Origin of the sequence: Glaciimonas sp. CA11.2, assembly GCF_034314045.1 — a bacterium.
Classification (GTDB): Bacteria; Pseudomonadota; Gammaproteobacteria; order Burkholderiales; family Burkholderiaceae_D; genus Glaciimonas.
Genome location: NZ_JAVIWL010000001.1, coordinates 2857544 through 2877934 on the forward strand (window position 1 = coordinate 2857544; position 20391 = coordinate 2877934).

Below are 20391 nucleotides of genomic sequence, written 5' to 3' on the forward strand. Positions count from 1 at the left end.
TTTTGATGTTCTCCCGTTCGGTAAGTGTTAGTAAATGTACCATGGTTTTATCGTATCAAAGGAGTGCTGAGATCAGTGATAGCGTTGGCGTGATTCTCTTTTAGATGCAAGGCTTCAAACTGTTCTAGCGGAAGCGGTCGGCTAAATAAATATCCTTGATAAGCACTGCAGCCGTTATTGGAAAGGAACGTCATCTGTGATGCCGTTTCTACCCCCTCTGCGATAACCGATAAACCGAGACTTTGCGCAAGTGCCACGATAGTCCGAACAATGGCGGCATCGTTCGGGTCCGTAAGGACATCTCTGACGAAAGTTTGATCGATTTTGAGTTGATCGAGTGGTAGGCGCTTAAGATGGGAAAGTGACGAATAACCCGTCCCGAAATCATCTAAAGAGAAGCGGATGCCCAATGCGATCAAGGCGCTCATCTTGATGATAATATCTTCCACGTTCACGAGCAGCATACTTTCGGTCAGCTCAAGCTTCAGCATGCGAGGATCAGCCCCCGTCAGCTCTAGCAATTCCGTGACGTCTTTGACGAAGTCTGGTTGTCTGAACTGACGCATACTGACGTTGACCGCCAGCGTCAGGTGCGAGGTTTCCGGTCGCAATGACCACACGACAAGTTGGGAACAGGCTGTTTCCAGAACCCAACGTCCCAACGTAAGGATTAACCCGTTCTCTTCAGCTGCCGGGATAAACTCGGCAGGACTCACCAATCCCCGTTTCGGATGCTGCCAGCGTATCAGTGCTTCGGCCCCGGTCCAACGTCCGCTATGATCTACCTGCGCCTGATAATAGAGAATAAATTGTGCGTCTTGTTGCCCGTGACGCAAATCAATCTCAAGCTCTGCGCGGGCAGAAACGGCTGCTTGCATATCGGGCTCGAAGAATCGTAAAGTGTTACGGCCCGCTGACTTTGCCTGATACATGGCAAGATCGGCGCGTTTCAGCAGATCATCTGTCGATTCGTCCCGTCCGCTGAACAGCGTGACGCCGATACTTGATGTGCTGCGGTACAAGTGATCAGCTAGTTGATACGGCTGATTCAGGTGCATCAGGATTTTTTCGCCGACTTGTTCAACCTGAACTGCTGCCGCTTCAAGGTTTTCGCTTAGTTCACTGATCATGATGACAAACTCATCCCCGCCTAGTCGGGCGACAGTGTCGGCAGTGCGTACGCAACTCACAAGGCGCCTGGCGACCTCTTGCAATAGAAGATCGCCCTTGTCATGACCGAGCGTGTCGTTGATGGTCTTGAAGTTATCAAGATCTATAAATAATAACGCGTTGTGTAATTTATTACGCGTGCTGATAGCCTGGACGTGTTCTAACCGATCAATAAGAAGGCGGCGGTTTGGCAGACGTGTAAGAGGATCGTAGAATGCCAACTGCCAAATTTTGGGTATTCTGGCCGATCGTGACCACCGATTCTGGTCTATCGTGACCGACCATTCTGGCGCATCGTGACCGCTCATTCCGGTCTATCGTGACCGATTTCAAGCCCGACCAGAATCGGCGGTCACGATAGCAGAATCATCGGTCACGATACCGGAATGGTGTCGTACAGCACCGTGATGATGTTACGCATAGAGCAACCGAACGGGTACGCTTCCAGTTTGTCTGGAGACAACGTGCCCGTACAAAGGATCACTATGCGTAAGATAAAAGACGTATTACGTTTAAAACTGGATGCCAAACTATCGCACCAGCAGATTGCCGCAGCACTGGGGATTTCAAAAGGAGTCGTCACCAAGTATGTCGGCCTGGCCGCCGTTGCCGGTTTGGACTGGTCGGCGGTGCAAGATGTAGACGACACCGAGTTGGCGCACCGGCTTTTGGTCACGCCAGAACGGACCCGAGACCATGTCCAGCCAGATTACGCCAGGCTGCATCACGAACTGCGGCGCAAGGGGATGACGCTGATGTTGCTATGGGAAGAGTATCGTGCCGATTATGCCCAGCACCAGACCTATGCCTACTCACAGTTCTGCGTGAATTACCGGCAGTTTGCCAAACAGCTCAAACGCTCTATGCGCCAGATTCACCGGGCTGGCGAGAAACTGTTCATTGATTATGCTGGTCCGACTATCGGTCTCACTGATGGTAGCCGTGCCCACATCTTCGTCGCTGCTCTGGGCGCATCGAGCTACACCTATGCCTGTGCTACGCCGCGTGAGACGATGGCCGACTGGCTCACTTCGACAGCGCGTGCGCTGCGCTTCTTCGGCGGGGTACCGCAGTTGATTGTTCCCGATAATCCGAAGGCTATGATCGCCGACGCCAATCGCTACGAACCACGCAGTAACGACACCGTACGCGATTTTGCGCGCCACTACGGCACCTCCATCTTGCCAGCCCGTCCGCGTCATCCTCAGGATAAAGCGAAGGCCGAATCAGCAGTGCAGATCGTCGAGCGCTGGATCATGGCGCGTCTGCGACATCAGCAATTTAGCAGCGTCCACGAGGTCGATGTCGCCATCGCACCGCTGCTGAGCGTACTTAACGATAAGCCGTTTCAGAAGCTACCCGGTAGTCGCGCCAGTGCGTTTGCCCAACTCGATGTCCCGGCGCTACGGCCTTTGCCATTGCAATGTTATGAGATGGCGCATTTCAAGACTGTCAGGGTGCATAACGATTACCACGTTGAGATCGGCCGCCATCACTACAGTGTGCCGCAAGCCCTGGTCGGTCAGGTGCTGGAAGCCCGGATGACAGCGACGACAGTGGAAATCCTGCATCGCGGTCAACGTGTCGCCAGTCATCCGCGCAACAGTGGCGAAGGCGGGTTCACCACCGACACCCTGCATATGCCGGTGGCGCATCGTGCGCAATTGGAATGGACGCCACAGCGACTGATTCACTGGGGACAGACCATCGGTACGGCGACAGCGGAGGCGGTGACGCGTCTGATGGCCGAGAACAGACATCCCGAGCACGGCTACCGTGCCTGTCTTGGTCTGCTGTCATTGGCCAAGCGCTACGGCAAGCCACGTCTTGAAGCAGGATGCATGCTGGCCTTACAGCTCGGTGCCTGCCAATACCGCCACGTCCGTGACATTCTCAAAAATAACCGTGATCGCACACCGTGTGCCCCAGTTGGCGATTGGGTCAGTCCTGACCATGCCCATGTGCGTGGCCCTGATTACTATCAATGAGGATGTCAACGATGATGATGCATACCACTCTGGCCCAATTGCGGACCTTAAAACTCGATGGCTTAGCGACCGGACTGGAGGAACAATTGACGCAGGCCAGTATGGCGGCGATGAGTTTCGAGGAACGTCTGGCACTCTTGGTTGATCGCGAAGTCCATTGCCGCAATGACCGCAAGCTCCTGCGCCTGCTTAAGAACGCCCACCTGAAATACGCACAAGCGGCGATTGAAGACATTGATGCCCGCTCGGGGCGTGGCATCGACCGCCGTGAAGTGATGAGTCTGGCGCTGGGAGATTGGGTCAGTGCTGGCCACAGCATTCTCATTACCGGACCGACCGGTGCTGGCAAATCGTGGCTGGCCTGCGCACTGGCACAGTACGCCTGTCGGCGCGGATACTCTGCTGTTTATCAACGCGTACCCCGTCTACAGGAAGAACTACGCATCCGGCACGGCAGCGGCAGCTTTGGGAAATGGCTGCTCCAACTCGCCAAGATCGATGTCTTGGTACTTGATGACTGGGGCATGGGCGCGATCGACAGCACGACCCGTTCCGACTTGCTGGAGATGATTGACGACCGGGCGGCAAACAGAGCGACGATTATTACCAGTCAACTTCCTGTTGACCATTGGCATGCCTGGATTGGCGACGCCACTATTGCCGACGCCATCCTGGACCGCATTCTGCAGCGCAATCATCGGCTGACACTGACCGGCGATTCACTGCGTGGCGCAGAACGACCTAAAACCAGCAAAAAGGAGAAAACTATCGACCCATCGTGACCGCAGACATTACAATTTAACCGCGTAACAACATCGCAGGCGCAGCGGTCACGATCGGCCAGAATGAGCGGTCACGTTGACCAGAATACGCAAAATTTCTTCTTTTGCTGCTCTGCGTCCGATGAACTGACCAATTTGCAAGCCTATAGATCGCGTTACTGCAAGCAGCGCGGGGTCGGAGTGGCGCACATCACGGGCGTAAAATTCCATTACGCCATACAGTTCAGTACCGATTTTGATTGGAAATGCGAACGCGCCCAACGGTCCGGCTGTGGATGTCATCTGTGTAAGCTTGAAACCGGCGTGTTCGGCAACGTGGGGGATCCATAGCGGTTCGCCTGTTGACCAAACACGTTGGATCAATTCGGGCATGATCGAGGCCGGTGGACGTTGCTTGCCCATGCTGACAAATGCGCTTAAATCGCTTGATGCCGCGCTCCATGACTCACCGCGTGTCAGGATTTGTGCTGATCTATCCCAATGCCAGCAAGCACCGCAGTCCCATCCGAGTGTTTCGCAAACGGTCTGAATTATTTTTGGAACAACGTCCTCAAGGGTCTCGGATTTTGCCAGTAACAAGGTGACGGTATATTCCATCGCCTGTTGCTGCTGGTTTTGTTTCTGCTCGCTGATATCTCTACCCACGCCGACAATGCCGCCACTGCGCGTATGTTGCTCTGTCACCTCCAGCCAGCGTCCATCGCTTAGCCGTAATGTGTGTGTGGGGTGACTTGGGTCGCGATGGCGCCGGACTTGTTCTGCGACCCACGCTTCCACATTGCCGTGAAATGCTGGCTCGATTACTTCTCCTTTGGCAAGCGATGATCGCACAATATCTTCAAAGCGCATCCCGGCGATTTCTTCGAATCGTTCGAAATCTGTATAACTCCGGGCGAACTTTCGATTACATAAGACCAAGCGGTCATCGGCGTCAAATAACCCGAAGACTTCGGTCAGGCTTTCGATAGCATCTACCAACGACGCGCGCGCCGCCGCCGCCTGATCGCGCGCAAGGGTGAGTGCTTCTTCCTGAGCATTATGTTCGGTGGTATCCATGACGGTGCCGCGCAAGAAGGTTGTCGGCCCTGCGACATCGAATACTAACTGTCCTAGCAAGTGGACCCAGCGAATTTCACCGGTCGGCAAAATGATACGAAATTGAGAGTCTATGGTGCCGCTCTCGGAGCGCGTGGCGTCCATCAACGTGTAGTAATGGGTATGATCTTCGGGATGTACTATTTGCAGGAACTGCGCGTCCGTCGGTGCTGGAAGGGTGGGGTCAATGCCGAACAAGCGGTAGGTTTCCAGCGACCAAATAGCGGAGCGATGAACGAGATCAAACGTCCAGCTTCCAAGTCCAGCCGTGCGCTGAGCCACAGCCAGGCTTGATTCGCTGGCCAAAACCTGTTGCAACACACTGGCAAGTTCGGCGTTGGTTTTACGTAACTGGTTGCGTAATCCACTAATAAAACTACCCATGGTAGCGAACCAGGGCAAGGTGAGTGCGAGAGTCAGCCACTGCAATACTTCGAGACGCAAGTCTAGGGATTGAGGTTTAAATCGTATCAATAGTCCAATTATCAGGCCATAAGCGACCAAAATACTCGCAGCGTAAATCAGTAAGGCACGGCTCGAGAACTGTAGAACGCTGAACAGAAAAGCCATCAGCAAAAGTATGATAAATACCGACCGTCCTCCGTTCGCCGCGTACATGGTGTATAGCGTGATCAGCGTTGCCGCTCCCATTTGAGGAAGGGCCAGATTCGGATCTCGACATTTGAGATTGAGTCCGCTCCGGAATAATACGTAAAAAATGACTACTCCGAGCAACACCATCGTGCTGCTTTGATAGAAAGAATTAAGTGACAGAAGGCCCTGGAAGTAGCAAACAAACATCAGGCAAATCGCCAACAAGGATGTCCCGGCAGCCATAAAATAGCGACGCATGCGAAGTGCCTGTTTAGGGTCTTACTGGCGTACGAATAAAACGTTGGGGAATGTCTGCGGATGTAGTGATTTCCCCGACTCCTGATGTGATTGTGCATCCAGGAGGTTGTGGTCTTTTAACGTCTGCTCGCTCGAAAGTATGGTCTTCTTCAACTTATTCTGTGGCATGTGAGGAGAGAATGTGCTGCTTGTGTTACTGCTACCTGCTTCTAATCACTTAAGCTAAGGAGTCCGTGTGTGGCGAATGATTGTTTAACGCTGCATCTGTTCCAGTCGGTCGCAATGCAACTTAATTGTCTGTATAGACCTGAGTCGGTCGGTTTTTTTTATATTGTGTATTTTATGATAGTACAGTCTTATGAATATATCGTCATCTGGAAAAAGGCACTATTAACAATTACATTTTTGTTAAACCTTTTATAGAGGATTCGGGTTAATACCTTGAATTTTTTATGATTAAAATAACACTTTTTCTACTTTTTATCACCTTGGTAAACAAAAAAGCGCGACCCTAAGGCCGCGCTTTATGATTTATCTGACTACAGCAAAATCATTTCTCGCATTTTATGTCGTCGTTCGGGTTTAATAGGCGCCCATGAAGTCACGCTTGCCAATTTCAACGCCGTTGTGACGCAGAATGTCGTAAGCGGTGGTGACGTGGAAGAAAAATTGCGGCAAACCGTATTGGAGCAAATAAACCTGACCTGTCAGTTTCTTTTCTTTCGGTGTGCCAGGACGCAATACGATTTCTAACGTTTCGCTGCCGTCAATTTGCGCTGGTGTCAGACCTTCGATAAACGCAAGCGTCTTTTGGATACGCGCTTGCAGTTCAGCAAAGCTTTGCTCGTTATCGTCGTAAGCGGGTACTTCAATACCCGCCAATCGTGAGGAAACGCTTTTAGCGAAATCGGCAGCGATTTGGACTTGGCGCGTCAACGCAAACATATCTGGAAACAAACGTGCTTGAAGAAATGCGTTAGCGTCAATTTTCTTTTCGGTAGCGTGGGCTTCGGCTTTGTTTAGTACGTCGCTTAAACCGTTTAGTAATTGTTTGAAAACGGGGATAGATGAGGTGTACATTGAGATCGTCATTTTTTAGCTCTTGGTGGGTGAAGTCGACTTGAAAGTGACGAAAGTATAGCCGGTTACCCGAATTCGTGAATAAATTGCCACCGACTATCAAAGCCTGCGCATCTCTTCCACTTTGATCGCTCCACCAGGCCGACTCTGCTGTTGATCCGGATAGCGCTATATATCGATCCGATAACCGTTTTGAATTAGGCAAAAGCACAAATAGATGTAACTTCGACGTACTATTGTGTGCTTAGCTAGAAACGCTTTATTGACGTTTTTTAGTAAGGATCTGCGTCTGGAGCAACGCCCAGCCAATAGCTCGGACAACGCGCTATGTACGGATAATGGGTGACCAACTACCTTACTAATTCATTAATTAGTATGGTAGCGGAAACCTATGAGCGATTAAATAATAGTCAATTGAAATAATTAATTACAATAAGGGAATAAGACAATTAATTATTTACCCCAACTATCTTTCAGTGTCACTGTTCTGTTAAACACAGGTTTACCAACGCTGCTATCGACCCGATCAGCGACGAAATAGCCATGACGTTCAAATTGATAACGTTCGTCGGGCATTGCAGCCGACATGCCTGGCTCAAGATACGCGGTGACTACTTCTTTGGAGTGAGGGTTCAAGGCTAGTTTGAAATCTTTGCCGCCCGCATCAGGATGCGGATCGCTAAATAATCGGTCGTACAATCGGACTTCCGCTTCTAACGCGTGGGCTACGCTTACCCAGTGGATGTTGCCCTTGACCTTATAGTTGGCGCTGCCTTCGGTTCCGCTCTTGCTATCTTCGAAACGGGTGCAGTGCACGGCGGTCACATTGCCCTCGGCGTCTTTGTCGAAACCGGTACATTCAACCACGTAACCGTGGCGCAGACGAACGCGGCTACCGGCTTTATCTTCAGTCGGGGGCGTCAGACGGAAATACCCTTTTACTGGCGTTTCCATGAAATCTTCCCGTTCGATCCACACATTTTTTGTCATGGGAAAGTGACGCAACGCGGTGGCGTGATCCGGATGGGCTGGCGGATATACAGGTGCATGGCATTCGACGATTTCATCTTCCGGGAAGTTGTCGATGATGAGTTTGAGCGGGCGCAACACAGCGGTTGCGCGTGGGGCTTTTGGGTCGAGATCCTCACGCAATGCACCTTCCAGCGAACTCATATCAATCCAACCGTCCGACTTGGTGACGCCAGTGCGTTCGCAAAATAGTTGCAGCGATTCTGGCGTATAACCGCGTCGACGGATGCCGACCAGCGTGGACATACGTGGATCATCCCATCCATCAACAATCTTCTCGTCCACCAGTTGACGCAACTTGCGCTTGCTGGTGACAACGTAAGTAATATTCAGGCGCGAAAATTCATACTGATGCGGAACCGGCTTTTGGAGGAAGCCACCATCGCTCAATTTTTCGAGAACCCAGTCATAAAAAGGTCTGTGATCCTGAAATTCCAATGTGCAAATCGAATGGGTGATGTTTTCGAGCGCGTCCGAGATCGGATGTGTGTAGTCATACATCGGATAGATGCACCACGCGTCGCCGGTGCGATGATGATGTGCATGGCGGATACGATAAATCGCAGGATCACGCAAATTCATGTTGGGCGACGTCATGTCAATTTTGGCGCGAACGATGTGCGCACCATCCTTGAATTCGCCCGCTTTCATGCGCCGAAACAGGTCCAGCGATTCTTCTGGCGAGCGTTGACGGAATGGCGAGTCTTTGCCTACTTCGCCAAAGTTGCCGCGATTGGCAGCCATATCTTCGGCGCTTTGGCTGTCAACATAGGCCAGACCCGCGGTGATCAGATATTCGGCCATTTGATACAACTGGTCGAAATAATCGCTGGCGAAGAATAAGTGATCGCCGGTCGCATCTTTCCAGTCAAAACCTAGCCATCTGACACTATCAATGATGGTGTCGACGTATTCCTGCTCTTCTTTTTCCGGATTTGTGTCATCAAAACGTAAGTGACAGCGGCCAGCATAATCACGTGCCAAACCAAAGTTCACGCAAATGGCTTTTGCATGACCAATATGCAAGTAACCGTTAGGCTCAGGCGGAAAGCGGGTGACGATGGACGGTATGGCTTGACCCTGACCATCCTTGCGACCAGCGTAGACACCCGCAGTCATATCGGCTTCGATAATCGTGCGCAGGAAGTTGGACGGTGTCGGTGCGGGTGCTTGATTACCGTTAGCGGGGATATTCTTGGGATCGTTGCTCATGAATGTTTTTTGCGCAAGCGCTTTGCGGAATAAGTATAAAGATGAAAAGCATTTTACCGTAGCGAGGTGGTTTGTCGTTCGGTTTGTCAGTTCTGAGAGGGTGTTTTTTGTTAACCTGTCAGGCGCAGTCAATAATCCGCGCGTGAATAAGATAAATGACAGACAATTTAGTCATCTCATCGTAAGGACTTAGCAATGCCTCCAGACGCAACCCAAAACGCTGGTATGCGCGCCATGACAGTGCGTCGCGCCGATCATCCATCCATGCCGGTTGCACTGTTTTATCCCAGTAAATCCCCGGCCAAAATGATGCGGCTAGGTCCGTATGCGCCTGTTTTGGCATTTAATGGGGTACCTGAACTTCCCCTAAAAGGGGTAATTTTATTGTCGCACGGCTCTGGCGGCAGTCAGCTGGCTCACTATAATCTTGCCATACAATTAGCAAAAAACGGTTATCTCGTGGCCGCACCACAACATCCCGGAGATAACTGGGATGATCGCTCTTTGGTGCTTTCTGACGATTATTTTTCCGAGCGGCCCCGGCAATTATCGCGTTTGTTGGATGCTTTGCTGATCGATTCCTATTGGAGCGCGCATATTGTAGGACTGAAAATCGGTGCGTTAGGGCATTCTGCCGGTGGTTTTAGTGTCTTGGCGTTGGCCGGAGGGATGGCCGATCGTCAGCAAATGCTGCACCATTGCGCCACCACCATTGATGATCAATTGTTTTGTCAGTTGGGCGGTGATCCCCATGGCTTGGCCAAGGTTACTGGTTTTGAGGCGAACGAGGCAGAGAGGGTTGCCGGATCGGCTTCAGCGGGAGCTTCGGTCATAAATACCACGCTAACTGACGCTGATGCTGATGCAATTGATTTTGACGTACGTGATCCGCGCATTCATGCGGTATTTGCGATGGCTCCAATTGGTTTGGCGTTCGCACCGGCTTCCCTGAAGCGATTAGACGTGCCGCTTCACATCGTCACTGCGCAAAAAGATACGGTACTGACACCCAAATATCATGGAAACTGGCTTCGTGCACGGCTGCCACAGGCTGTCTTTGAGGAGGTCGCTAATGCTGGCCATTTCGCGTTTATGGCACCGCCTTTAATACAGTTGAACTCAGATGCCGGTGACCCAGGAGAGGATCCCCCGGGCTTTGATAGAGCAAATTACCTGTTAAGGCTCGAACAGCAAGTCGTGCGGTTCTTTGATAGCGTATTGCTTAAAATCGAAAAGGCTCGAGTAAGCGACAGGTAATAGGGCGCTCCTGTTGGCGATGATTCAAATGATTGACCATTCGACTGTTGTTAATTAATTGGGAGAAAATAATCATGTGGCCGTATCCTAAAATCGTCGCCCATCGAGGCGGTGGGACGTTAGCACCCGAAAACACTCTGGCGGGGATGCGCTGCGGACTTCTACACGGGTTTCGCGCTGTCGAGTTCGACGTGATGTTGTCCGGAGATGGCGAGCCGATTTTGATGCACGATCCGGTTTTTGGTCGCACTGTCAGGGGAGTAGGCAAGGTCAATGCATTTACGACGGCGCAATTGACAGCCATGGACGCTGGTGGTTGGTTTGGCTCAGAGTACATCGGCGAACCGGTTTGTACCTATCAACAGGCAATGGCCTTTTGTCGGCAGCACGGAATTTGGATGAATGTAGAAATTAAACCGGTGGAAGGGTTTGAGGTCGAAACCGGACGCATCGTGGCACAAATGACGCGCGCGGTTTTTGAGGTGGAGGCAGCGGCTCACAGGGTTTCACCGAGTCTTGCTACCGCGGCTAATTTACCGTTGTTATCTTCGTTTTCGTTAGAGGCCTTACGCGCCGCACAGATTGCTGCTGAAGTGATTCCCAGGGCTTATTTGACAACCACGGTTAAAGATGACTGGCTTGAGCGCCTAAAAGAGTTGGAGGCGGTTTCTCTCCATACTAATCACAAGTATCTATCACCAATGCAGGCGAGCGCTGTTAAGGCATCAGGCGCTGGTCTGTTCTGCTACACCGTCAATTCAGTAAAGCGAGCCAGAGAAATACTGGCTTGGGGCGTTGATGGTTTTTGCACTGACCGGATTGACCTTATTTCGGCAGATTTCTCTAGTGTTAGGTTTGATCAAGAGGCGCTTTAGTAGCGTTTAAGTTGCACCTGCGCTAGAAAACGCATAAAGGATTACACTAAATAGTGCCTGGAAAAAACTTATTGTGAGTTTCATGTCAACCTCAGCGATTAACCTCGCGTTAAGAAGGGGCAGGTCACACTGGTTGACCTTATTCAATTTAACCTTTGTTGGTTAACGTCTTAATTAGGATTTATTACGGTAGCAATAAATTGAGTAAGTTGAGTAAGCGCCAGTTTTTCGCAGCAGTAGATAGTATTTTTTTAATCAACGATGATGAAAAGGAACTCAAAATGAAAATCAATAAACTGTTAGCCGCCGTAATCGTCGCTGCTTTCGCTCTGCCTGTGATGGCGCAAAATGCACCTGTTCCACCAGCACCAGCGCCGGCAGCAACAATGGCAGCGCCTGCCGCTCCGGCTGCTAAACCGGCGCCTAAACATCACGGCAAAAAACATCACCATCGTCGTCACCATGCCAAAGCATCAGCCACTGGAAAGATTAATACAGGTCATTAATTAACCTTTGGCAGTTCGGGTTTGGCGAGGTTGCGCCATATTCTCTTAAAAAGCCCGTCAAAAGTGATTTTGATGGGCTTTTGCAATAGGAGGTCGGGCTGTCCGACTGACAGGAAGCGGTCGCAAAATGGTGTGGTCGTTGCGTGCATTGCAACGGGGGCCACAATTTGTCCTCATCTAACCCGTTTTTCTCCCTTTGTCTGACTGTCCGACAGCCGCCCGGCTTTTTGAAGCGCGTGGCTGGTATCACGTATAATCAGTGCTTTGCAAAATGACACTTCCCTTGCACGCTTTTTTTTCGCCCAAGAACATGAACTCAGCCGATATACGCGATAAGTTTCTCACTTTCTTTGAATCCAAAGACCATACCGTGGTTCGTTCCTCCAGCCTTGTGCCGGGTAATGATCCGACGCTGCTATTTACCAACTCTGGGATGGTCCAATTTAAGGACGTCTTTCTCGGTACCGAGAAACGTAACTACGTTCGTGCGACATCCGTACAGCGGTGTTTGCGTGCAGGCGGCAAACACAACGATCTGGAAAATGTTGGATATACCGCTCGCCACCACACTTTTTTCGAAATGCTGGGAAATTGGTCTTTCGGGGATTATTTTAAACGCGACTCTTTAAAGTGGGCGTTTGAACTATTGACTGAGGTCTATGGTTTGCCAGCTGAAAAGCTTTGGGCCACCGTATATGAGACCGATGATGAGGCCTACGATATCTGGGTGAATGAGATCGGCCTACCGCCAGAGCGCGTTGTCCGGATTGGCGACAATAAAGGTGCACCATTTGCATCAGACAATTTCTGGCAAATGGCAGATACCGGCCCTTGCGGTCCCTGTTCTGAGATTTTTTTCGATCATGGCCCGGATATTTGGGGCGGTCCTCCGGGCAGTCCGGATCAAGACGGTGACCGTTACATCGAAATCTGGAATAACGTTTTCATGCAGTTTGACCGTCAGGTCGACGCCAAAACCGGTGAAGCGACATTGACGCCATTGCCGCGCCAATGTGTTGATACCGGCATGGGTTTGGAGCGATTGGCCGCTATATTGCAGCACGTGCATAGTAATTATGAGATTGATCTGTTCCAAAATTTGATCAAGGCAGCAGCGCGCGAAACCAATGTTGCCGATTTGACAAATAACTCGTTGAAAGTGATCGCCGACCACATTCGTGCTTGTGCGTTCCTAATTGTGGACGGCGTTATTCCCGGTAATGAAGGTCGTGGTTACGTCTTGCGTCGCATTATCCGTCGCGCATTACGTCACGGACATAAGCTGGAGCAAACCAAACCGTTTTTCTACAAACTCGTCAAAGATCTGGTCTTAGAGATGGGCGCAGCCTATCCTGAATTGCCGGAAGCTGCCGAGCGCGTTGAGCAAACTTTGAAGCAGGAAGAAGAGCGTTTTGGGGAAACGCTAGAACACGGAATGAAAATTCTGGAAGCCGCCTTGGCAAAAAATCCTAAAAAATTAGATGGTGATACAGCTTTCACGCTATATGACACTTTCGGGTTCCCGCTTGATTTGACTGCAGATATTTGTCGTGAGCGTGAAGTTGCGCTCGACGAGGCTGGTTTTGACGTCGCAATGAAACGTCAACAAGAAGCTAGCCGTGCTGGTGGTAAATTCAAAATGGCGTCGGGCGTTGAGTATAGCGGTGAGAAGACAAATTTTGTCGGTTATACCGCGCTGGCGCACGATGCCAAAGTGTTAGCTTTATACGTTGATGGCAGTGCGGTACAAAAAATCGAAGCTGGTCAAAATGCGATTGTCGTGCTCGATACCACACCATTTTATGCCGAGTCAGGCGGTCAGGCTGGCGACTCCGGCGTACTTGAAACAGCGACGGCAACATTTGTGGTGACCGATACCCTCAAGATTCAGGCCGAGGTGTTTGGCCATCATGGTCGATTGGAGCAAGGCACACTGAACGTCGGCGATCAACTTGGTGCCAATGTCGATACTGCGCAACGCGCACGCACTATCCGGAATCATTCAGCGACGCATTTAATGCACAAAGCATTGCGCGAGGTGCTGGGCGTGCATGTGGCGCAAAAGGGTTCGTTGGTTGATGCTGATAAAACCCGATTTGACTTTAGTCATAACGCGCCTGTCAGTGCCGATCAAATTCGTCTGATCGAAGACATAGTCAATGGCGAAGTGTTGGAAAACATCGCCACCAGCGCCACCTTGATGTCATTCGACGACGCCGTTGCAAGCGGTGCTATGGCCTTGTTCGGTGAAAAATATGGTGATGAAGTACGCGTGTTATCGATCGGTTCTTCGACCGAATTATGCGGCGGTGTCCACGTCAATCGTACTGGTGATATTGGCTTGTTCAAAATCGTTGCAGAAAGTGGTGTCGCGGCCGGTATTCGTCGTATTGAAGCGGTAACAGGACTTGGCGCATTGGCACTCGTTCAAAGCTTGAGTAGCCGTGTCACCGAAGCGGCGACAGCGTTGAAATCACCGCCGGAAGAATTAACGCAACGTATCGGTCAGGTGCAAGATCACGTTAAGGCGCTAGAAAAAGAGATGGCTGCGTTGAAGTCTAAACTGGCTGCAAATCAGGGTAATGAACTGGTTAACCAGGCGGTGGATGTCAACGGCATCAAGGTATTGGCTGCAATGCTCGAAGGCGCGGATAGCGCGACTTTACGTGAAACGATGGATAAGTTAAAAGATAAACTGAAAACCGCAGCGATCGTGTTGGCGACCGTCAAGGACGGAAAAGTCAGCTTGATCGCAGGTGTCACAGCCGATGCGATTGCCAAAGTAAAAGCCGGTGATCTGGTCAATTTTGTGGCCCAGCAAGTTGGCGGTAAAGGCGGCGGGCGGCCTGACATGGCGCAAGCTGGCGGTACTGATCCAAGCGGATTGGCGGCAGCGCTGCAAGGAGTCGTTAAGTGGGTTGGCGAACGCGGCTAAAAATGCCCCTTGCCAAGCGGCGGCTAGTACTTGAAGCGGGTTTGAGGCGCTCTTAAATCTTGCCTGGTGTTTGCTTGCGGCTGAAATAATGCATGCTGCCGGTTGGCATTTTGTCTTGTAGATGAATGGTGAGCGATTGATTTCGCCGAATGGTTGCTGATGAGTGAATTTAAATTTTGCCCGATCTGTGCTGCTTCTTTGACGTTGCGTGCAGATGAGGGCGAGGCAGGAAAACCCCGGTTATCCTGCCCGGAAGGTCACTGGACGCATTGGGATAACCCGCTGCCCGTATTGGCCGCCGTGGTTGAGATCGATGGGAAAATTCTGTTGGCTCGGAATGCAGCATGGCAGGAAAATATGTTCGCGCTGATCACTGGTTTCATGGAGCGTGACGAGACGCCAGAACAGGGAATCGCCCGCGAATTAAAAGAAGAAACGAATCTCGATGCTGATCAAATTACATTGATCGGGGTGTATGAGTTTATGCGTAAGAACGAACTGATCATTGCTTATCACGTAAAAGCTTCGGGAACGATTCAGTTGTCAGAAGAGTTACTGGAATATCGGCTGTTATCGCCGGCCAAGTTAAAGCCGTGGCGTGCCGGCACTGGTTACGCCGTGGCAGAATGGATGCGCCAACAAGGGCTGAATGTCGAGTTTGTGGATAGGCCTATTTTGGTAGATTAAGCACGACTATTCGTCGGAAAAACGTAGCGTGCAAGGACGTATTCATTAGCGCGAGGTTTTTTATTTAACTAGCAATATGGGCGAGTTGAGTAGCGTTATTTCAGAGCTAATTTTCAATATGCGGTCGTACATTCTCTTATGTAACCTATTCAACAAACTGCTTTGAATGGGCGCATAATTAAGCAGCAGAAACGAGCAGTTGAACGCATTTGATAAGGGGATTTGCAATAAAAATTATCAGAATTATGATTTTTATTCATGGTGTGCGGAATTTGTTGTAAAACTGGTGGATTTTTGTTGCAATGCATCATGCGGCAAGTGTTTGGAGTAGAATCGCCAAAAAGCAGCAACGTTAAAATAATTTTGATACAAACTGGTTATGGAATTTAATAGAGAACTTGATGCTCGCGGTCTACACTGTCCGCTGCCGATTTTGAAAACAAAAAAAGCGCTGGCCGATATGTTGAGCGGGCAAGTTTTACGAGTGTTAGCTACCGACTCTGGATCGGTGCGTGATTTTCAGGCGTTTGCCAAACAAACCGGCAATGACTTGTTATCTCAAAGCGAAGAAAATAGAGAATACGTTTTCTTTATGAAACGTAAGTAATCACGCTTATTGTGAATCAGACGCATTTCAAGGCGCAGGTGAAACATGTTAGTTGTATTGTCAATATGGTAATTAAGCGACTTGCACTTGTACCGCTATTCAAGGCTTTGGTATGCCGTACCAAATTCGCTATTTCTTTTCTAGCCTCCATTTCGATTCCCTATTTTAGTTCACGCCTCTAGGTAATTTCATCTACAAATTAATAGTACGTTCGTGCTAAATTTTGGTTGCGGAGCTATTTCTCTCTTATAATCGCATAATCAATTAACGTTAACGTCAACTCGATTCTCAATTTTTAATTAAAAGGCAGACCGATGAAAGTATTAGTTCCAGTCAAACGTGTAGTCGACTACAACGTCAAAGTGCGCGTTAAATCCGATGGCACAGGTGTTGATATTGCAAACGTCAAAATGTCGATGAATCCGTTCGACGAGATCGCTGTAGAGGAGGCGATGCGTCTGAAAGAGGGCGGCAAGGTCACTGAAGTGATCGCGATCTCTTGCGGCGTTACCCAATGCCAGGAAACCCTGCGCACAGCAATGGCAATTGGTGCAGATCGTGCGATTTTGGTGGAGTCGGATGTTGATTTGCAACCACTGGCCGTTGCTAAGTTATTGAAAGCGATTGCGGATAAAGAGCAACCACAATTGATCATCCTTGGTAAGCAAGCAATTGATGATGATTGCAATCAAACCGGTCAGATGTTGGCTGCTTTGCTAGGTTGGCCACAGGCAACATTTGCCTCCAAAGTCGTACTGGAAGAAGGCAAAGTGTTAGTGACGCGTGAAGTAGACGGTGGCCTGGAGACGCTTGCACTGACGTTGCCAGCGATTATCACAACGGATTTGCGTCTCAACGAGCCACGTTACGTGACGTTGCCGAACATCATGAAAGCCAAGAAAAAAACGCTGGATGTGTTTAAACCAGCTGATCTGGGTGTTGATGTCACGCCGCGATTGAAAACCTTGAAAGTGGTAGAGCCAGCCAAACGGAGTGCCGGTATCAAAGTGCCGGATGTTGCTACGTTGATTGCGAAGTTACGCAATGAAGCAAAAGTAATTTAAGACTTAATAGAGCGTATTGAAGGCGCATATTTGTTGCTATTAAAGTGATGTGGTGTGCAAGCGCCCCATTGTGCAAAATACCTTTATGCGTTTAAACAAGTGAGGATCGAACGCGATAAATCGCGAACATTGTCACCCGAAGAAAACCAGCCGGCCGCCGCACAACATTTGATGCCCTCTAATGGGTGGCGACCGTAATACCCATCATCAGGAGATACCATGACTGCTCTCGTCATTGCTGAACACGATAATGCAACCTTAAAAGGTAGCACCCTTAACACCATCACTGCGGCAGTGCAATGCGGTGGTGAAGTCCACGTACTAGTGGCAGGAAAAGACTGCGGCGCGGCGGCGCAAGCTGCGGCAAAGGCTGTTGGCGTCACTAAGGTGTTAGTCGCCGATACTGCTTATTTCGCCGATGGTTTGGCAGAGAATATCGCTGAGCAAGTGCTTGCGCTGGCAGCTAACTACAGCCACATCCTGGCACCGGCAACCGCGTACGGCAAAAATATCCTGCCACGTGTCGCGGCCTGTCTGGATGTCGGTCAGATTTCAGAAATCGTTAAGGTTGATAGTCCAGATACGTTCGAGCGTCCTATTTATGCGGGCAACGCCATTGCTACCGTCCAATCTATTGATCCGATCAAAGTGATTACGGTACGTACCACTGGTTTTGACGCAGCTGCTGACGGTGGCGCGGCCACGGTCGAAAACATCACTGCGGCTGCAGATTTTGCTAAGTCGTCGTTTGTATCGCGTGAGCTAGCTAAATCGGATCGTCCAGAACTGACGGCCGCCAAAGTGATCGTCTCCGGCGGTCGCGGTATGGGTTCGGCAGAAAACTTTAAGATATTGGAGCCTCTGGCTGACAAACTGGGCGCGGCGATGGGCGCTTCACGGGCTGCGGTCGATGCGGGTTTTGTGCCGAATGACTGGCAAGTCGGCCAGACCGGGAAAATCGTGGCACCGCAGCTCTATATTGCGGTCGGTATTTCGGGTGCGATTCAGCATCTCGCCGGGATGAAAGACTCTAAAACGATCGTTGCAATCAATAAGGATGAAGAGGCTCCGATTTTCTCGGTCGCTGATTACGGCATCGTGGGTGATCTGTTTGAGATCGTTCCGCAATTTGTGGCCGAACTTGGTTAATTGTCACCGCGACAATATATTGAGCAAAGTGTAAAGAGACTGGTCTGGGATTCAGGTAACTCATTGGGTAGCTGCAGCTTGATTGCTGCTTAGCTGCTGCTCAATTGCAACTTTATGGTACCTGGCGGTTAGACCTATTAATGAGAACGTTTGCAAAAACGCCAAGGCAGTATTACGGAAGTGGTACTGCCCATTTTTTTGGAGTACTTGATGAGTTATGTCGCGCCGTTAAAAGATATGTTGTTCGCCCTGAACGCCCTCGCTGGGCTTGAGCAAGTCAGTCAACTGCCGGGTTGCGCAGACGCGACACCGGAAACTGTCGAAGCAGTACTCCAGGAAAATGCCCGATTTTGTAGCGAAGTGGTGGCACCTCTGAACCGCTCGGGAGATCAGGAGCCAAGCTTTTGGCGCGATGGCGATGTGATTACCAGCAAGGGTTTTAAGGAGGCGTTCAAGTCATTTGCAGAGGCGGGATGGCAAGGAGTTCAGCATCCAGAAGAATATGGCGGCCAGGGTTTGCCAAAACTCGTGGCCACACCGTGCATCGAAATGCTGAATGCCGCTAATCTGTCCTTTGCGCTATGTCCGTTACTAAGCGATGGCGCGATTGAAGCGTTGATGACGGCTGGCACAGATGCGCAAAAAAGCATGTATTTAGAAAATCTGGTATCCGGAAAATGGACAGGTACTATGAATCTGACTGAACCGCAGGCTGGTTCCGACTTGGCACAAGTGCGCACGCGCGCTGTGCCGCAAGGCGATGGCACGTTCAAGGTTTCGGGTACAAAGATTTTCATTACCTTTGGCGATCACGACATGGCCGAGAATATCGTCCATCTGGTGTTGGCACGCACTCCTGATGCGCCTGAAGGCGTAAAGGGGATTTCGTTATTTGTTGTCCCGAAATTTCTGGTGAACGCGGATGGTTCACTTGGTAATCGCAATGATGTTCATTGCGTCTCCATCGAACACAAGCTTGGCATAAAGGCAAGTCCAACTGCTGTCCTCCAGTTTGGCGATCACGGTGGTGCAATCGGGACATTGGTTGGGTTAGAAAACCGTGGTCTGGAATATATGTTCATCATGATGAACGCCGCACGTTTTGCTGTTGGCATGCAAGGTGTTGGCATCGCTGAGCGGGCTTACCAAAAGGCGGTGAGTTTTGCCAAAGACCGTATGCAATCACGCGATTTAAGTGGATCAGCGGGGCCAGTTGCCATTATCAATCACCCTGACGTGCGCCGTATGTTGATGTCTATGCGCTCGCAAACTGAGGCGGCACGCGCCTTGGCTTATGTCACAGCCGCGGCATCTGATATAGCGCATCACCACGTTGACGAGGCTACGCGCAAAGCCAATCATGCGTTTTACGAATACCTTGTACCTATCGTCAAGGGTTGGTCTACTGAGATGTCGATTGAAGTCGCCTCGACCGGTGTGCAGATACATGGTGGCATGGGTTTTATTGAAGAGACCGGTGCTGCGCAGTTTTACCGCGATGCACGTATTTTGACAATCTATGAGGGTACAACAGCGATTCAGGCGAATGATCTGATCGGCCGTAAGACTGCTCGCGACGGCGGTGCTGTTGCGAAAGGTATTGTTGCGCAAGTCAGAGCAACTCAAGTTCAATTGGCTTCTAGTAGCGATGCTGATTTACTTGCCATTGGCAAACAATTGGCAATTGGAGCAGATGCATTGGAGCAGGTAATTGACTATGTCGTCGCAAATCTAAAAAGCGATATTAAAGCAGTATTTGCCGGCAGTGTGCCGTACCTGAAGTTAGCCGGCATTGTCCTCGGCGGTTGGCAATTGGGGCGGTCGGCTTTGATTGCTTCAGAAAGATTAGTGGCGGGTGAGGGCGACGCTAGCTTCTATCGCGCCAAAATAGGCACTGCACGGTTTTTTGCCGATCATATATTGGCGCAATCGACGGGACTGCAAACGTCGGTGATAAGCGGAAGTGCAGGCGTGATGGCCTTAACTGAAGATCAATTTTAATCAGGGTTAATTTGTTTGAGTAAATAAAAAAGCAGCCATAGGCTGCTTTTTATTTACTCATTTCTCTGGATGCAAGACTTGCACAGTCAATACCTGACTAAA

Annotated in this window: 14 protein-coding genes and 1 pseudogene; 11 read left to right on the top strand and 4 right to left on the bottom strand. The window is 50.2% G+C overall.

The features are described from left to right. Positions 1-47: 47 nt before the first annotated feature. Positions 48-1472 (bottom strand): annotated as a pseudogene (locus RGU75_RS12400) (putative bifunctional diguanylate cyclase/phosphodiesterase); the annotation flags it as partial. Positions 1473-1634: 162 nt separating this feature from the next. Between RGU75_RS12400 and istA the strand changes: the two are divergent. Together istA and istB are read left to right on the top strand one after the other, a co-directional pair. Continuing rightward, positions 1635-3158 (top strand): IS21 family transposase, encoded by a 1524-nt coding sequence (gene istA, locus RGU75_RS12405; protein ID WP_322240175.1) that lies wholly within the window; start codon positions 1635-1637, stop codon positions 3156-3158. 11 nt (positions 3159-3169) lie between these two features. Next, on the top strand, positions 3170-3940 hold the full coding sequence (gene istB, locus RGU75_RS12410; protein WP_322232626.1) for an IS21-like element helper ATPase IstB: 771 nt from the start codon (positions 3170-3172) through the stop codon (positions 3938-3940). Positions 3941-3988: 48 nt separating this feature from the next. Here the strand turns inward: istB and RGU75_RS12415 are convergent, their stop codons facing one another. From RGU75_RS12415 to RGU75_RS12425, 3 genes are all read right to left on the bottom strand, one after another. Further along, positions 3989-5887 carry a PAS-domain containing protein gene (locus RGU75_RS12415; protein WP_322236346.1) on the bottom strand — a complete coding sequence of 633 codons (1899 nt, stop codon included), beginning with the start codon at positions 5885-5887 and terminating at the stop codon, positions 3989-3991. Between the two features lie 582 nt (positions 5888-6469). Next, positions 6470-6979, bottom strand: coding sequence for a DUF1993 domain-containing protein (locus RGU75_RS12420; RefSeq protein ID WP_322236348.1), 510 nt, complete (start codon positions 6977-6979; stop codon positions 6470-6472). 441 nt (positions 6980-7420) lie between these two features. Beyond that, entirely contained in the window at positions 7421-9208 is a 1788-nt protein-coding gene (locus tag RGU75_RS12425) for a glutamine--tRNA ligase/YqeY domain fusion protein (RefSeq protein ID WP_322236350.1), read from the bottom strand. A gap of 195 nt (positions 9209-9403) precedes the next feature. On the opposite strand from RGU75_RS12425, the gene RGU75_RS12430 reads away from it, so the two are divergent. The 9 genes from RGU75_RS12430 to RGU75_RS12470 all read left to right on the top strand — a co-directional run bounded on the left by RGU75_RS12430 (position 9404) and on the right by RGU75_RS12470 (position 20289). Then, entirely contained in the window at positions 9404-10465 is a 1062-nt protein-coding gene (locus tag RGU75_RS12430; RefSeq protein ID WP_322236352.1) for an alpha/beta fold hydrolase, read from the top strand. A gap of 74 nt (positions 10466-10539) precedes the next feature. Continuing rightward, on the top strand, positions 10540-11340 hold the full coding sequence (gene ugpQ, locus RGU75_RS12435; RefSeq protein WP_322236354.1) for a glycerophosphodiester phosphodiesterase: 801 nt from the start codon (positions 10540-10542) through the stop codon (positions 11338-11340). A gap of 155 nt (positions 11341-11495) precedes the next feature. Continuing rightward, a complete protein-coding gene (locus tag RGU75_RS23970) occupies positions 11496-11846 on the top strand; it encodes a hypothetical protein (protein ID WP_416186812.1) in 351 nt (116 codons plus the stop codon). A gap of 310 nt (positions 11847-12156) precedes the next feature. Then, entirely contained in the window at positions 12157-14781 is a 2625-nt protein-coding gene (gene alaS, locus RGU75_RS12445) for an alanine--tRNA ligase (protein ID WP_322236356.1), read from the top strand. Positions 14782-14940: 159 nt separating this feature from the next. Beyond that, on the top strand, positions 14941-15468 hold the full coding sequence (locus RGU75_RS12450; protein ID WP_322236358.1) for an NUDIX domain-containing protein: 528 nt from the start codon (positions 14941-14943) through the stop codon (positions 15466-15468). Positions 15469-15841: 373 nt separating this feature from the next. Further along, the gene (locus RGU75_RS12455; RefSeq protein ID WP_108439951.1) at positions 15842-16075 is read left to right on the top strand and encodes a sulfurtransferase TusA family protein; all 234 of its coding nucleotides are present in this window, start codon (positions 15842-15844) and stop codon (positions 16073-16075) included. Between the two features lie 314 nt (positions 16076-16389). Next, positions 16390-17139: an electron transfer flavoprotein subunit beta/FixA family protein gene (locus tag RGU75_RS12460; protein WP_322236360.1), complete on the top strand. Its 750-nt coding sequence runs from the start codon at positions 16390-16392 to the stop codon at positions 17137-17139. Positions 17140-17358: 219 nt separating this feature from the next. Beyond that, a complete protein-coding gene (locus RGU75_RS12465) occupies positions 17359-18288 on the top strand; it encodes an electron transfer flavoprotein subunit alpha/FixB family protein (protein WP_322236362.1) in 930 nt (309 codons plus the stop codon). 210 nt (positions 18289-18498) lie between these two features. Beyond that, the gene (locus RGU75_RS12470; RefSeq protein WP_322240488.1) at positions 18499-20289 is read left to right on the top strand and encodes an acyl-CoA dehydrogenase; all 1791 of its coding nucleotides are present in this window, start codon (positions 18499-18501) and stop codon (positions 20287-20289) included. Positions 20290-20391 lie beyond the last annotated feature (102 nt).

Bases quoted from the DNA above. Each gene is read 5' to 3' on its own strand.
- RGU75_RS12450 (WP_322236358.1), top strand. From the start codon at position 14,941: ATGAGTGAATTTAAATTTTGCCCGATCTGTGCTGCTTCTTTGACGTTG.
- RGU75_RS12460 (WP_322236360.1), top strand. From the start codon at position 16,390: ATGAAAGTATTAGTTCCAGTCAAACGTGTAGTCGACTACAACGTCAAA.
- istB (WP_322232626.1), top strand. From the start codon at position 3,170: ATGATGATGCATACCACTCTGGCCCAATTGCGGACCTTAAAACTCGAT.
- alaS (WP_322236356.1), top strand. From the start codon at position 12,157: ATGAACTCAGCCGATATACGCGATAAGTTTCTCACTTTCTTTGAATCC.
- RGU75_RS12470 (WP_322240488.1), top strand. From the start codon at position 18,499: ATGAGTTATGTCGCGCCGTTAAAAGATATGTTGTTCGCCCTGAACGCC.
- RGU75_RS12425 (WP_322236350.1), bottom strand. From the start codon at position 9,208: ATGAGCAACGATCCCAAGAATATCCCCGCTAACGGTAATCAAGCACCC.
- RGU75_RS12420 (WP_322236348.1), bottom strand. From the start codon at position 6,979: ATGACGATCTCAATGTACACCTCATCTATCCCCGTTTTCAAACAATTA.
- RGU75_RS12415 (WP_322236346.1), bottom strand. From the start codon at position 5,887: ATGCGTCGCTATTTTATGGCTGCCGGGACATCCTTGTTGGCGATTTGC.
- ugpQ (WP_322236354.1), top strand. From the start codon at position 10,540: ATGTGGCCGTATCCTAAAATCGTCGCCCATCGAGGCGGTGGGACGTTA.
- RGU75_RS12465 (WP_322236362.1), top strand. From the start codon at position 17,359: ATGACTGCTCTCGTCATTGCTGAACACGATAATGCAACCTTAAAAGGT.
- RGU75_RS12430 (WP_322236352.1), top strand. From the start codon at position 9,404: ATGCCTCCAGACGCAACCCAAAACGCTGGTATGCGCGCCATGACAGTG.